This window comes from Pseudoalteromonas rubra (genome assembly GCF_000238295.3).
Lineage (GTDB): Bacteria > Pseudomonadota > Gammaproteobacteria > Enterobacterales > Alteromonadaceae > Pseudoalteromonas > Pseudoalteromonas rubra.
The window spans coordinates 1-14,030 of record NZ_AHCD03000036.1 but is presented as its reverse complement, the minus strand read 5'-3'; the positions used below and the strand labels follow the sequence as shown (position 1 = coordinate 14,030).

General features: G+C 50.0%; 16 protein-coding genes. 9 read left to right on the top strand and 7 right to left on the bottom strand.

Features of this window, described 5'->3' with window-relative positions:
* The first annotated feature begins 2 nt into the window (after positions 1–2).
* A complete protein-coding gene (locus PRUB_RS17075; RefSeq protein WP_010384831.1) occupies positions 3–689 on the top strand; it encodes a flagellar brake domain-containing protein in 687 nt (228 codons plus the stop codon).
* 35 nt (positions 690–724) lie between these two features.
* On the opposite strand, the gene trkA is transcribed toward PRUB_RS17075, so the two are convergent.
* From trkA to def, 4 genes are read right to left on the bottom strand one after another with little or no spacing between them, the layout of a single operon-like run.
* Positions 725–2,101, bottom strand: a complete 1,377-nt coding sequence (trkA, locus tag PRUB_RS17070) for a Trk system potassium transporter TrkA (RefSeq protein ID WP_010384830.1) — start codon at positions 2,099–2,101, stop codon at positions 725–727.
* A 17-nt stretch (positions 2,102–2,118) separates the two neighbouring features.
* Entirely contained in the window at positions 2,119–3,402 is a 1,284-nt protein-coding gene (rsmB, locus tag PRUB_RS17065) for a 16S rRNA (cytosine(967)-C(5))-methyltransferase RsmB (protein WP_010384828.1), read from the bottom strand.
* Positions 3,402–4,346 (bottom strand): methionyl-tRNA formyltransferase, encoded by a 945-nt coding sequence (gene fmt / locus PRUB_RS17060; protein WP_010384827.1) that lies wholly within the window; start codon positions 4,344–4,346, stop codon positions 3,402–3,404. Before fmt ends, rsmB begins: the two co-directional genes overlap by 1 nt.
* Positions 4,347–4,392: 46 nt before the next feature.
* The gene (def, locus tag PRUB_RS17055) at positions 4,393–4,902 is read right to left on the bottom strand and encodes a peptide deformylase (protein WP_010384826.1); all 510 of its coding nucleotides are present in this window, start codon (positions 4,900–4,902) and stop codon (positions 4,393–4,395) included.
* Positions 4,903–5,018: 116 nt separating this feature from the next.
* On the opposite strand from def, the gene PRUB_RS17050 reads away from it, so the two are divergent.
* From PRUB_RS17050 to hemF, 6 genes are all read left to right on the top strand, one after another.
* A complete protein-coding gene (locus PRUB_RS17050) occupies positions 5,019–6,140 on the top strand; it encodes a LysM peptidoglycan-binding domain-containing protein (RefSeq protein ID WP_010384825.1) in 1,122 nt (373 codons plus the stop codon).
* Positions 6,141–6,205: 65 nt separating this feature from the next.
* The gene (dprA, locus tag PRUB_RS17045) at positions 6,206–7,285 is read left to right on the top strand and encodes a DNA-processing protein DprA (RefSeq protein ID WP_010384824.1); all 1,080 of its coding nucleotides are present in this window, start codon (positions 6,206–6,208) and stop codon (positions 7,283–7,285) included.
* 2 nt (positions 7,286–7,287) lie between these two features.
* Positions 7,288–7,761: a DUF494 family protein gene (locus PRUB_RS17040; protein WP_010384823.1), complete on the top strand. Its 474-nt coding sequence runs from the start codon at positions 7,288–7,290 to the stop codon at positions 7,759–7,761.
* A gap of 140 nt (positions 7,762–7,901) precedes the next feature.
* On the top strand, positions 7,902–8,471 hold the full coding sequence (locus PRUB_RS17035) for a DNA topoisomerase family protein (protein ID WP_010384822.1): 570 nt from the start codon (positions 7,902–7,904) through the stop codon (positions 8,469–8,471).
* A complete protein-coding gene (gene tsaC, locus PRUB_RS17030; RefSeq protein WP_010384821.1) occupies positions 8,468–9,043 on the top strand; it encodes an L-threonylcarbamoyladenylate synthase type 1 TsaC in 576 nt (191 codons plus the stop codon). Before PRUB_RS17035 ends, tsaC begins: the two co-directional genes overlap by 4 nt.
* Positions 9,043–9,978 (top strand): oxygen-dependent coproporphyrinogen oxidase, encoded by a 936-nt coding sequence (gene hemF / locus PRUB_RS17025; protein WP_010384820.1) that lies wholly within the window; start codon positions 9,043–9,045, stop codon positions 9,976–9,978. The genes tsaC and hemF overlap by 1 nt, the downstream gene beginning before the upstream one ends.
* 55 nt (positions 9,979–10,033) lie before the next feature.
* On the opposite strand, the gene PRUB_RS17020 is transcribed toward hemF, so the two are convergent.
* On the bottom strand, positions 10,034–11,641 hold the full coding sequence (locus PRUB_RS17020; protein ID WP_010384819.1) for a methyl-accepting chemotaxis protein: 1,608 nt from the start codon (positions 11,639–11,641) through the stop codon (positions 10,034–10,036).
* Between the two features lie 103 nt (positions 11,642–11,744).
* Entirely contained in the window at positions 11,745–12,206 is a 462-nt protein-coding gene (locus PRUB_RS17015) for a group II truncated hemoglobin (protein WP_010384818.1), read from the bottom strand.
* 29 nt (positions 12,207–12,235) lie between these two features.
* Here PRUB_RS17015 and aroE point away from each other — a divergent pair, with 29 nt between their 5' ends.
* Both aroE and PRUB_RS17005 read left to right on the top strand, forming a co-directional pair.
* A complete protein-coding gene (aroE, locus tag PRUB_RS17010) occupies positions 12,236–13,057 on the top strand; it encodes a shikimate dehydrogenase (protein ID WP_010384817.1) in 822 nt (273 codons plus the stop codon).
* Complete coding sequence (locus PRUB_RS17005; RefSeq protein ID WP_010384816.1) at positions 13,054–13,293, top strand: DUF1488 family protein; 240 nt, start codon at positions 13,054–13,056, stop codon at positions 13,291–13,293. Before aroE ends, PRUB_RS17005 begins: the two co-directional genes overlap by 4 nt.
* On the opposite strand, the gene PRUB_RS17000 is transcribed toward PRUB_RS17005, so the two are convergent.
* Positions 13,279–13,827 (bottom strand): gamma carbonic anhydrase family protein, encoded by a 549-nt coding sequence (locus PRUB_RS17000; protein WP_010384815.1) that lies wholly within the window; start codon positions 13,825–13,827, stop codon positions 13,279–13,281. The two genes, PRUB_RS17005 and PRUB_RS17000, sit on opposite strands and share 15 nt — an antisense overlap.
* Positions 13,828–14,030 lie beyond the last annotated feature (203 nt).

The following is a 14,030-nucleotide window of genomic DNA, read 5'->3' as shown; positions in this document are numbered from 1 at the left end:
AGATGTTAAAGCGTAAAACGCAACGGAGCAGGAAGCACTTAACGCAGATCCCCGCAGGCAGCTTGATTGATATCGAAATTGTCATGCCAGCCAGCCGGAAACGCGTCCGTACTGAGTTTATCGGGGTGCTTGAAGATCAGTATATTATTTTAAATTATCCCAACCCTAAGCGACTCGGCGCGGCGGCTGATTATGTGAAGACGGGGACGGAGATCATTGTCCGGGCCCTGCCTGAAGATAGCAATGGGCAGATCATTGCTTTCAAAGAGACCATTAAAGCCATTAGTAATCACCCCGCGCGGCTTATTTTTCTTTACTATCCCCATGAAGTACAAACCTATCAGCTACGCGCTCAAACCCGCGTACCAGCGTTAATCCCTGCCATTTTGCAGTTGCCCGATTACAATGAAGTGGGCGTGATCAAAGACATTTCGTTGTCGGGTATGATGTTTGATATTCAAAAAGAACACCTGCCTGATGATCTGGAATCAGAAAACTGTGAAGTATTGATTGAAGGTAAAGACGACAATGCGTCTGCTATTAAAGGCAAAGTGTGCCGTATTATCGAAAGTGCAGAGGGCAATGTGTCTTTGGGGATCCAGGTCGTGGGCCCGGATACGACCATCAAAGCGGTATTAAAAGACTACCTGATAGATTTGTCTATTCTCTCTGAAGAAGACGAGCACTAGCTGACCAAACCAGTTGGTCAGCCAGGGCCTGAGCATTACACAAACAGTGCACTGACCTGGAAGAGCTTTTCAACCACACCAATTTGTTTTTTGTCGATCAGGAACATGATGACATGGTCTCCTGAGAGGATGATGGTGTCATCGTGGGCTATCAGTACTTCGTCGTCACGAACTATGGCACCAATGGTGGTGCCTGCTGGTAACTTGATGTCCCGAATGGCGCGGCCAACCACTTTTGAGGTGTTCTCGTCGCCGTGTGCAACGGCTTCAATGGCTTCTGCAGCGCCCTTACGAAGTGAGTAAACGTTTACTATATCACCACGTCTAACGTGGGTAAGCAGAGCTGAAATGGTCGCTTGTTGAGGTGAAATCGCAATGTCGATTTCTCCCCCCTGTACCAGGTCAACGTACGCGCCTCGCTGGATAAGCACCATGGTTTTCTGCGCGCCCATGCGTTTGGCGAGCATGGCAGCCATGATGTTGGCTTCATCGTCGTTGGTGACCGCAATGAACACATCAACCTGTTCAATATGTTCTTCGGACAGCAGTTCCTGATCAGATGCATCGCCACAAAAGACCACGGTGTTGTCGAGCATTTCAGACAAGGACGATGCCCGGTCATGATTACGCTCGATGAGTTTAACACTGTGATTTTTTTCGAGTGATCTGGCCAGGCCAGCACCGATATTACCGCCACCGGCGATCATTATTTTACGATAAGACCGTTCGAGCTTTTGCAGCTCGTTCATGACCGCACGGATATGTTTAGTCGCCGCAATGAAGAACACTTCGTCGTCAGCTTCTATGACAGTGGTGCCCAGTGGCTTAATGGCTTTGCCCTGGCGGTAGATGGCTGCGACTCGGGTATCTACATTGGGGATATGCTCCTTCAGTGCAGACAGCGCATAGCCAACCAGCAGACCACCATAGTAAGCTTTAACGGCCACCAGAGATAACATCCCTTCGGCAAATTGCAGCACCTGCAATGCGCCAGGGTAATCGATCAGGCGGCGAATATAACGGGTAACCAGTTGCTCCGGCGCTATATAGTGATCAACCGGCAAGTCATCGTTATGAAATAACTTTTCCCGATATTTTAGATATTGCTCAGAGCGGATCCGGGCAATTTTAGTAGGCGTATTAAAAATACTATAAGCCACCTGACAGGCGATCATATTCACCTCATCCGAACTGGTCACCGCAATGACCATATCGGCATCTTCGGCACCGGCTTGTCTGAGCACATCTGGGTGGGCACTGTGCCCAGTTACGCCTTGCAGATCATACTTGTCCTGCAATTCCCTTAATCGTTCTCCGTCAATGTCGACAACGGTAATTTCATTCTGTTCGCCGACCAGGTTTTCGGCCAGTGTACCGCCGACTTGTCCGGCACCTAAGATTATGATTTTCATACGTTAGTTAAGCGCTATTATTGTTTTTCCAGCCGTGCGTAATAAAAGCCATCAGTATGACCTGGCAGCAGTTGCAAGCCAGGAGCATCTGGCGTGTCCCGTTCATGCAATGGCGTGAGTTGAGCATCCGCAGTGCGTGATAAAAACGCGGCTACTTGTTCAGCATTTTCCTGAGGCAAAACGGAGCACGTGGCATACACTAAGGTACCGCCGGGCTTAAGTAATGGCCAGATTGCATCCAGAATACGGGCTTGTAAAGTGGCTAGCTCATCAATGTCGGTGGCGCGACGCAACCATTTGATGTCCGGGTGTCGACGGATCACGCCGGTTGCCGAGCAGGGCACATCTAATAAAATGCGATCGAACTGTTCACCTTGCCACCAGGCATCTGGTGTGGCCGCATCGGCTTCAAGGCACTGCGCACTGAGATGCAGGCGCTGCAGGTTCTCGTCAACGCGTTTCAGGCGCTCACCATCCGCATCCAGAGCAATCACATTGGCATCGGCTAATTCGAGAATATGACAGGTTTTACCACCTGGTGCGGCACAGGCGTCCAGGATATGCTCGCCGTCTTGTGGCGCGAGCAAGCGAGCGGCCATTTGTGCTGCGGCATCTTGCACTGAGCTGGCACCCTGAGCAAACGCGGGCAATTGTTGAACATCAACAGGCTTGGTCAGCAAAATGCCATCTGCAAAGTCCGCATCCAGGGTATGGGCAATGCCTTGTGCATCAAGGCGCTCAGCATAGTCCGCTGTGGTTGATTGACGTTGGTTAACGCGTAGCCACATAGGTGCTTGTTGCTGATTGGCCGTTAAAATTGCTTCCCACTGCTCTGGGTAAGCGGCTTGCAGCTTTTTGATGAACCAGCCTGGGTGATTGTACTTACAGACAGGAATTGCATTGGCACTGGCTTCTAAGGTGTCCTGAGCTCGCTGAAAGTTACGTAATACCGCGTTGATCAGCCCTTTCAAGCCAGGCGCTTGCAGCTTGTTAGCTGCATTGACGGTTTCGGCCACTGCGGCGTGAGCAGGCACGCGCATATGTTGCAGTTGGTAGATTCCGACATACAACAAAAACTGAAATACCCGGTTTTTGCCCTTGAGTGGCTGTTCCAGCAATTGCTGACAATAGTGCTCCAGACTGGGCAGGTGGCGTAATACGCCGTAGCAGATCTGTTGTAACAGGGCACGATCTTTCACTGGTAGCTGACGGCTGGCATAAGGCAGTTGGGCTGTGAGGGACTGGCCTTTATCAACGACCTGAAACAGAGTTTGCGCGGCGAGCGCGCGTACATTGGCCATCAGGCACCCACCTGGCTACCAGGCGTGACCCAGTCGCTGCGACCATTCAGGAAGTCTTGCGCCGACATGGGCTTTTTACCTTGCGGCTGGAGCTGAGTGATGGTCAGTGCTTGTTCACCACAGGCGATGGTGATCCCGCCTTTGTCTGCGCTGAGTACTTGTCCGGGTGTGCCTTGCTGAGAGACAACTTTGGCTTGCCAAATTTTAACTGTCTGGCCTTGCATCTGGGTGTAGCATACTGGCCAGGGATTAAAGGCGCGAATGTTACGCTCAATTTGCTGCGCATCTTGTTGCCAGTCAATATTGGCTTCTTCTTTCGAGAGCTTTTTGGCGTAGTTGGCCTGGGCATCATCCTGTGGCTCGGCGTTAAGCGCGCCAGCTGCCAGTTTATCTAATGTGGCAACCAGCGCATCCGGTCCGAGCTCGGCCAGTTTGTTATACAGGCTGGCACTGGTTTCGTCTTCATCAATTGGGCAGGTAGCAATATGCAGCATGTCGCCGGTATCCAGACCTTCATCCATTTGCATAATGGTCACGCCGGTTTCTTTATCGCCTGCCCAGATAGCACGTTGGATTGGGGCTGCACCGCGCCAGCGCGGCAGAATTGAACCATGGACATTCAGACAACCCAGACGGGGTGTGTCCAGAATGGCTTTAGGCAACAGCAGACCATACGCCACCACCACCATCACGTCGGCATTTAGTGCAGCAAGTTCAGCTTGTGCATCGTCAGACTTGAGTGAGTGGGGTTGGTAAACGGGCAGATCGTGTTCCAGTGCCAGGGTTTTCACTTCGCTGGCTTTAAGTTTTTTACCGCGGCCGGCTGGGCGGTCTGGTTGGCTGTATACAGCGACAACGTCATGATGTGATGCGATCAGCGCTGCCAAATGCTTGGCAGCAAAATCCGGGGTGCCCGCAAAGACAATACGCAGAGATTTGCTCACTTGAGGTTCCAGTTAGGTAGTATATTGATAGTCGGTAACGACACGCTTAAGCGCGTGCCGCTAGTTTGGCTTCTTTTTCGATTTTTTTGCGGATCCGCTGACGCTTCAGCGGCGACAAGTAATCGATGAACAACTTGCCCTGCAGGTGGTCCAGCTCGTGTTGCACACACACGGCCAGTAAGCCATCGGCGTCAAACTCGTAGCTTTCGCCATGCTCGTTGAGTGCTTTAACCGTCACCGTTTCTGCGCGATCCACTTTGGCGTAGGAGTAAGGCACTGATAAACAGCCTTCTTCACTGATGGTAGAGCCATCTTTTGCGATGATTTCCGGGTTGATCAACACGCGCGGTTCGTCGCGTTCTTCTGAGACATCGATCACCACAATACGCTGATGAATGTCTACCTGCGTAGCAGCAAGGCCAATACCATTTTCTTCATACATAGTTTCCAACATGTCTGCGACGATCTGACGGATCTCGTCATTTACTTCGGCAACTGGTTTTGCAACCGTGCGCAAACGTTCATCTGGAAAACTCAGTACTGCTAACTTAGCCATAGATACCTTTTACACTTGAATTAAATGGGGTAATGTATGCTCTTATTTTAGCCATTCACGTTCCCCTTTAACAGGTTTTGGTGGATAATATCGAAAAATAACTCAAGGAAGCCTGCATGAAATCTCATATTGCCGCCCTTTTGCTGGCAACGAGTGCTGTTTTTCCTGCCCTAGCGCAAACGCTGGCGGTAAAAACCAGTGCGCCCGAGCGTTATGTTGTTAAGAAAGGGGATACCCTGTGGGATATTTCTAGTCTGTATCTGAACAGTCCCTGGAAGTGGCCTGCACTATGGCAGTGGAATCCCCAGATCAATAACCCGCATCTGATTTATCCGGGGGATGTGTTATCGCTTCATTACGACAGCGAGGGCAACCCGCGTCTGAGCCTGGCCAAAGGGGTACGTCGGTTATCACCCCAGGTTCGTGTTGTCAGCGATAAAAATCAGGCAATACCCACCTTACCATTGGCGGTTATGGAACCGTTTATGCGTTTTGAGCAAGCAATGGCTGAGGGCGATTTTGCGCAATTGCCTATGGTGCTGGGCTCAAACTTTAATTATAGAATGAACATTGAAGGTCACCTTTTGTATGTAAAAGGGGATCTGCCTCGGGGTGGCAACTACGGCATCTACCGCAAAGGAGATGCTTACCGGGATCCGGATAACGGCGCGATACTAGCCTATGAGTCGGTGCTGGTGGGGACTGGCCGGGTGGTAAGGACGGGTAACATTGAAGCAGGTCAGCCAAGTACAGTTAAAATAGAATCCGTGCGCCGGGAAGTGAAACCCAGTGATGTGTTGATGCCGATCTCCAGCGGGCAAAGCTATTCAGCTAACTTTAAAATGACTCAACCTGTTCAGGCCATTTCTGGCAACATCATTGCCAGCAGTAATAAACTGCGCGAATTCAGCACCATGGCGGTGGTGGTTATCGACTTAGGTCGTAAAGATGACCTGCAAGAGGGGAATGTGCTTGCAATTCATCGTCAGTCTCCTACAGTGATTGAAAGTGAAGCGGGCCCGAGTTATGTCGAGGATGCCGGCAGCTTGGATAAGGTGATCACCGAAGTCAGCGAATGGTTTGGCGAAGAGAATGACGAAGACAGTGTCGTCTGGCACATGCCAAAGGAAAAGGTGGGTGAGCTGATGCTGTTTAAAGTATATGACAACATCAGTTATGCCATGGTCACCAAGACTCGACAGCCCGTAAGAGTGGGAGATTCGGTTAGCAGTCGTTAATCTTCCACGCCTAGATAAAGCTGATTGAATTAAGCACAGTAGCTGGACAGGCTCAGGGAGGGAGCATGACAACACTGGATTTACGGCACAGTCTGGCACTGAGGCTATGCCCGGGATTGGGGAGTCGTACACTGGAGCGCGCGACCCAACACATCTCACCTGCCGAACTCTTTACAGCCACCGCCACCACATTGCGCGAGTTTGGATTATCTCAGGCTGCCATCCATTACCTGCAAGCGCCAGACTGGCATACGATAGATACTCTCATCCAACAATGTATTGCGCAGCATATTCAGCTAGTTGGTTATTTTGATACTGCGTATCCCCCGTTATTAAAACAGATCAGCAGTGCCCCTTTGATGTTATTTTGCAAAGGGCGATTGTCTTTGCTGTCTCAGCCGCAAATTGCCATCGTCGGCAGTCGAAACGCCACGGCCACCGGACTAGATATTGCCAGGGAGTTTGGTCGGTCGCTCAGTGATGTGGGTATGGCGGTGACCTCAGGTCTGGCAAGAGGCATAGATGGCGCGGCCCATCAGGGAGCGTTAAGTCAGGGTGGGGCGACTCTGGCAGTGCTTGGCACCGGAGTCGATGTGATTTATCCGCGACGACATCACAGCTTATATCAGCAGGTGGCTGAACAGGGCCTGTTGATCAGCGAGTTTTTGCCTGGTAGTCAGCCCAGAGCCGAGCACTTTCCACGTCGCAATCGCATTATTTCCGGACTGTCGTTGGGGGTGCTTGTTGTTGAAGCTGAAATTAAAAGTGGCTCTTTGATTACCGCGCGTTATGCCCTGGAGCAGAACAAAGAGGTATTTGCTGTGCCCGGGTCGATCAGAAACCCCTTATCTCAGGGGTGCCATTATCTGTTGAAAGAGGGCGCAAAACTCACCGAGCGAGTCGAGGATATTCTCGAAGAGGTAAGATTTTTCTCCGAAAACGGTCTATATATAGTAGAAAGTAACAAAAAACAGGAGCACTGCCCCGTATTGCAACATCTCGGCTTTGAGGTAACCAGTGTAGATACCTTATCGCAGAGGACCCAGTGGCCAGTAGAAAGGGTGCTTGCCAGACTGCTGGACCTTGAGCTTGAAGACAAAGTAGAACGCGTATTAGACGGCTACATCAAATTAGCGAGGGGTTAATTATGTTTGATATCCTAATGTATTTATTCGAAAACTATATTCACAGCGAAGCGGATATCTTCGTCGAACAAAACGAACTCACAGATGAACTGGTCGGGGCCGGTTTTAATCAAGACGAGATTTACAAAGCACTGGACTGGCTTGAACAACTGGCCGATTTACAACAATCTGATGAAATTCCCTATTTAAACGCCCGCCCGGATAGCGCGATCCGGATCTACACTGAGCAAGAATGTGCCATGCTGGACATCGAATGTCGGGGCTTTCTGATGTTTGTCGAGCAAATCGGGGTGATAGACAGCACCACGCGTGAAATGGTCATTGACCGTTTATGCGCTTTGGATAAGAAGGCCATCTGTCTGGACGATCTGAAGTGGGTGATCCTGATGGTACTATTTAATGTTCCCGGTAAAGAGCATGCCTATGCACAGATGGAAGACCTGATCTTTGAAGAGCCAACCGGTCCGTTGCATTAAGTTCCTCCTATTCTATTTCGGGAGGCGACTTCGTTAGGTCAGGCAGATTGCCTGACTGACGTAACTGTGTTCCTTATATCACGTTCCCTTGATACTATTATGGGCGCAAACCATAGGGGTGAAGTGGACGGGGACTTGTTATGAGTAAAATAGATCATTCATTGTTTAATGCGGACCAGCATGCCCTGGAGCGGGAATATGAAGTGTGTCCTAAATGTGGCTCCGAATTGGTGATCAAACACAGCAAGTCAGGCCCTTTTCTTGGTTGTGCCAGCTATCCTGCATGCGACTATATTCGTGCCATCGCCCATCATGATAACCACGACATTAAGGTGCTCGAAGACAGTGCCTGTCCTTTATGTAGCGAACCTTTAGTGGTGCGCAATGGTCGTTATGGGATGTTTATTGGCTGTACCGGCTATCCTCAGTGTCATTATATTGCCCATGATGAAGAGCCGGAAGAAGCGCCAGGCCCGCCTTGTCCTAAATGTCATAAAGGCACATTACATAAACGTAAGAATAAGTACGGCAAGTTTTTCTATGCCTGCGATACCTATCCACAATGCAAGTACAGCGTTAACCACCCACCAATAGCGCATGCTTGTGAGGCCTGTGGTTGGCCGGTCATGGTGCAAAAACACCGGGGTGGAAAAGCTGTGCTACAATGCCCGCAGAAAGTTTGTCAGCATACAATTGAGGAGCCTCAGTGAGCGAACAAGACACGCAACGCCAGTTACCCCAAAATGCCGTCGAAGCACTACAGCAAGGGGGGCTGATCTGTTACCCGACCGAAGCAATTTTTGGTCTGGGCTGTGATCCCGATAACGAACAAGCCGTCCATGCGCTGTTGGCACTGAAAGACCGTCCGGTAGAAAAAGGACTGATCCTGATCGCCGATAATTTTGCACAGTGCCTGCCGTACGTTGATGACAGTAAAATTCCGCAGGATAAACGTGCAGAAATATTTTCCTCCTGGCCTGGCCCAGTGACCTGGTTGTTGCCAGTCAAGGCGACTGCCCCACAGTGGGTGACCGGTGGCAACCCTAGCATTGCAATTAGAGTGACCGATCACCCTGTCGTTAAACAACTGTGTCAGACATTTGGTAAACCGATTGTGTCTACCAGTGCGAATTTTAGCGGCGAAGAGCCCGCCAAGACGCTGGCTGAGGCTGAGGCGGCTTTTGGTGGTCGAGTGGCATTTTATCAGGCGGGCGAATTGGGTAAGCAAACCAGCCCAAGCCAGATCCGTGATGCCCTGAGTGGCAAAATCATAAGGAGTTAATGACCTTGAGTCAGGTGAACTTAGAGTCCGTTAAAGCGTTCTTACTCGCTCTGCAGGATGAAATATGCCAGGGCCTTGAGCAAGCAGATGGTAGTGGTAAGTTTATAGAAGATGCGTGGCAGCGCGAAGAGGGTGGTGGTGGTCGTACTCGTGTGATGCGTGACGGTGCGGTAATCGAGCAGGGGGGAGTAAACTTCTCTCACGTTTATGGTGCGTCAATGCCTGCATCCGCAACCGCACATCGGCCTGAACTGGCGGGACGCAGCTTCCATGCCTGTGGTGTGTCTTTGGTGATCCACCCCAAAAACCCCCACATCCCAACCAGTCATGCGAATGTGCGTTTCTTCATTGCAGAAAAAGAAGGTGAAGAGCCTATCTGGTGGTTTGGTGGTGGGTTTGACCTGACGCCTTTCTATCCTGTACTGGAGGATGTGAAGCACTGGCACAGTGTGGCTAAATCGCTGTGTGAGCCGTTTGGTGAGCAGGTCTATGCTGACCATAAAAAGTGGTGTGATGATTATTTCTATCTTAAACACCGCAAAGAAACCCGGGGTGTGGGTGGCTTGTTCTTTGATGATCTTAACCAGTGGGGTTTTGATACCAGCTTTGAATATATGCAGGCAGTTGGCAAAGGCTTCCTGGAAGCGTATGTGCCAATCATGGAGAAACGCAAAGCAACGCCATTCAGTGAAGCGCAACGTCAGTTCCAGTTATATCGTCGTGGTCGCTATGTGGAGTTTAACCTGGTCTGGGACCGGGGTACGTTGTTTGGTCTGCAAACGGGTGGGCGAACAGAGTCAATCCTGATGTCCATGCCACCGTTAGCACGCTGGGAATATGACTTTACGCCAGCCGATGATGCGCCAGAGGCTATGCTGTATAAGCATTTCCTGCGTCCGCGAGACTGGTTGGCAATGACCTCGTTAGAGGACTAGCTCAATGAGTCAATAAAAAAGGCGCTGATGGCGCCTTTTTTCTTTCAGGGCAGGGTTATTCAAGACGGAAACTACGTACTTGCTCGTCCAAAGAGCGAGCCAGCTCAAGCAGGTTTTCACTGATCTGCTTGCTACCATGGGCATCAATTAAAGACTGCTCAGCATTGTCCCGGATAGCCACCACACTTTGATTAATTTCCTCTGCGGCCAGGTTCTGCTGTTCCGTCGCATCGGCAATTTGCACATTCAGTGCGTTAATCTCATGCATCTGATTAGAAATATCCTTGAGTGCCTGTGCCACCTGTTTTACTTGCATGGCGCGGTCATCGGCTTCCTCACAAGACGCACTCATGGCGCTCACAGTCTGCGCCGCTTCGTTTTGCAGCTTGTCGATGGTGCGTTTGATTTCGTCTGTAGAATCATGGGTGCGGGTCGCCAGGGTACGGACTTCGTCGGCAACCACTGCAAATCCTCGGCCTGCTTCCCCGGCACGCGCCGCTTCGATTGCCGCATTCAGTGCCAGCAAGTTGGTTTGTTCGGCAATACTGCTGATCACTTCCAGGACTTTACCCACCTCTAAGGTCTGAGTCTGCAGCTGACTGACCTGATCGGCTGCCTGGCGCACATCACGCGCTAGCTGATTGATGCTCTGCTCCGTGTGTTCCGCAACGGCCATGCTTTGCTCTGCCAGGTGATTACTGCTATCGGACTTTTCAGAAGCAAAGTGGGTGGTATTCTTTACCTCGCTGGACGAGCTTTCCAGTTCATTGATTGCGGCAGCGACTGAATCCGTGCCCTGTTTCTGTTCCTGAATGGCCTGCTCTGTGGTGTCAGCTGCGTTGTAGATTTGCTCAGCTGATTGGATCAGGACATGGGATGAGGCTGATACCTGGGCGATATTATCTTTAAATGAGGCCATCATCTTATTAAAGTTAATAGCCAGCCGGCCCAGTTCATCATCTATGGTATCGTCGATACGCAATGACAGGTCCTTATTCTGGGTGGCCAGGCGCATCGTACGACCCAGTGTTTTCAGTCGGACAATAAAGAGTTTACGGAAGATGATACCCAGAATGACAAAGGTGGTGGCAAAGATGCCGGTCAGCAAGCCTGTGCTGATCCAGGTGTTATTATGTACGGTATCGTCAATGTCTTCGAGTGAGTAACTAATTCGCACCGCACCCAGCACGTCACCTTCTTGTGCCTGATGACACCCTAAGCAGTTAGTCCCTTTATAGTTTTCTCTTGCCACCATTGGCTTAAGGTAGGTCATGATACGCTTGCCGTCACGCTGTTCAATAACCAGGGTCTCCTCACCTTGTAATGCCGCCCGCTCCACGTCGCTGGTGGGTTGCTGGTTAGGATTACCCATGCCATATAGCTTGTTGATTTTATCGCCCCGAATGATATGCGCATCTTCAATATTATCGTGATTGCGCATCTTATCGCTGAGGATCTCACGGTTTGCCATGGTGCCCGTGAGCATCATGGTGTTGATCGAATCGAAATAATTGTCTGCCAATAAGCGAATATTGGTCTCGACGGTTTCTTCGGCCAGTTGTTTTTGTTGGCTGGAGTTACTTAATATACTGGCGATGAGCACCAGAACGCCTGTAATGGCAAGTAACGCATAAATTTTATGTTGAATGGATTTCACACGCATCGCACCTTAAAAAAGCTGAGCTGCTATTATGCGTGTTTAGTAACCAGACCAGTTTGACTTAGCGCAAAAAATTATTGCGCTAATTTAATATAAAATTAATACTTTAGTCGTGATTTATCATGTGGGTGGCTAATTGAGCCAGCGATTTTCGCAACCCTTCTCGTAACAAAGGGTTGTCCACTTCAAGATCCAGGGCCTTGTTCATGCAATACATCCACTGATCGCGCAGGTCTTTATTTATCGTAAACGGCATATGACGCATTCTAAGTCTGGGGTGGCCATATTGCTCCGCAAACAAGTCCGGGCCACCCAGCCAGCCGGACAGGAACTCAAAGAACACCTGCCGAATGCGATCCAGGGGTAAAGGATGCATATCGTATAAAGGTTTTGCGTAAGGGTCACTTTCCATAATGTCATAGAAACGGTTAGCCAGTGCTCGGGTTCCAGATTCACCGCCGATGATCTCGTAAGGCGTTTTCTCGGGCGTTGGCGCCTGGTGTGTTGTACCTGAGGATTGATTGTCACTTGCATCTTGGTTAAAGATGCGTTTAATTAACTGCTTCATATAACATCACTATATAGTTAGGCTGTTCAATGGATAAATACGCGGTTTTTGGAAACCCGATTAAGCATTCTAAATCTCCTGCCATTCATACGCAATTTGCTGGTCAGTTTAATTCGGTTATTGAGTACCGGGCTATACTGGCCGAGCTCCCTGAGTTTGAAGCGACCGTTACGACTTTTTTTGCCGAAGGTGGTTTGGGTGCTAACGTCACGCTGCCTTTTAAAGAGCGAGCATATCAATTGGCCGGACAGTTGACAGAGCGGGCTCGATTAGCCGGGGCGGTCAATACTTTGATGCCGCAACCAGATGGGTCATTACTGGGTGATAATACAGATGGTGCAGGACTCGTTGCTGACTTATTGCGCCATACCGCGACTTTATCAGGTGCAAGCATTCTGTTGATTGGTGCGGGAGGTGCTGCTCGCGGTTGTGTGTATCCGCTTTTGCAGGCCGGGGCGGCGAGTGTTGTGATTGCCAATCGCACCGCAGAAAAAGCGCAGCAACTTGCGCAGTTGTTTTCTGATTATGGCAATGTGCAGGGGGTGGCACTGAATGAGGTGCCTGTGCAGAACTATGATCTGGTGATTAATTCAACGTCGTCGAGTGTGACAGGGCTGGTGCCTGATATCGACCCACAGCATGTGAGTACCTGTACGTTGGCGTACGACATGTTCTACAGCGATCAGCAAACCGCCTTCTTGGCCTGGGTTGCTACTCATAATGCAGCAGCTCAGTGTGTAGATGGCATGGGAATGCTGGTGGGGCAGGCGGCCGAAGCGTTTGCCTTGTGGCGAGGGCAAACGCCAGAAGTAACCCCGGTGCTTAATGCAATGAAAGAGGGTAGCCTGTGAATCAGCAAATCTTAATCAATGATGATATTCACTACAACGAGACGCGCCAATGTCTGATCTTTACGGCCATGGTGTCGGGGATGCTGGTTTCTTGTGTGATTGCGACCTCCTTAACCAAAGAACAGGCCCTTACGCACTTTAAAGCACATCAGTTTGATTATGAAATGCAAGCCGAGCAGCGAATAGAAGATGAGGCGTACTCGGCACAAGGAGAAATCGAGTTAGTCCAGCTCTGAGAGGTAGTCATCCTTTAGCTCGACATAGTTCTGCGCCGATGTCTTTAGAAAGGCAATCTCCTGCTCGTTGAGTGGACGAGCTTGCTTAACCGGGCTGCCTACATACAGGTAGCCCGACTCAAGACGTTTATTAGGGGGGACTAAAGCGCCACCACCGATGATCACATCGTCCTCTACTACAACATTGTCCATAACTATCGCGCCCATACCGACCAGAATACGATTACCCAGCTGGCAGCCATGTAACATCACTTTGTGACCAACGGTAACATCATCTCCAATGATCAAAGGATAACCATCCGGGTTTCCAGCGCTTGCTCGCGTAAGGTGCAATACACTGCCATCCTGAATATTGGTGCGTTGACCAATCCTGATATAATTGACATCGCCTCGTGCAGCGACTAGAGGCCAGATACTGCTGTGTTCACCCACTTCGATATCGCCAACCAGGACGGCGCTTTCATCTACATACACGCCGGTGGCTAGTTTTGGGGTTTTGCCTTTATAACTTCTGCCTTTGTACTTGTTTGTCATTTTAGTATCCCTTTTTTACCTGCTATTACCGATAGTCTCAGTGATTAGTTCCAGTGTAGAGCTTTGCATTGTAGAACTCCAGCCTCAAAAAAGTGCAATATTGCATGTTTTACATTCACTTTTACTAGGTTTGGTGTGATTTTTGTCCGAACGCGCTGTTTTTCGCACTTTTCTTCAAAAAAGGGGTTGCGCTGGGTTTCGAT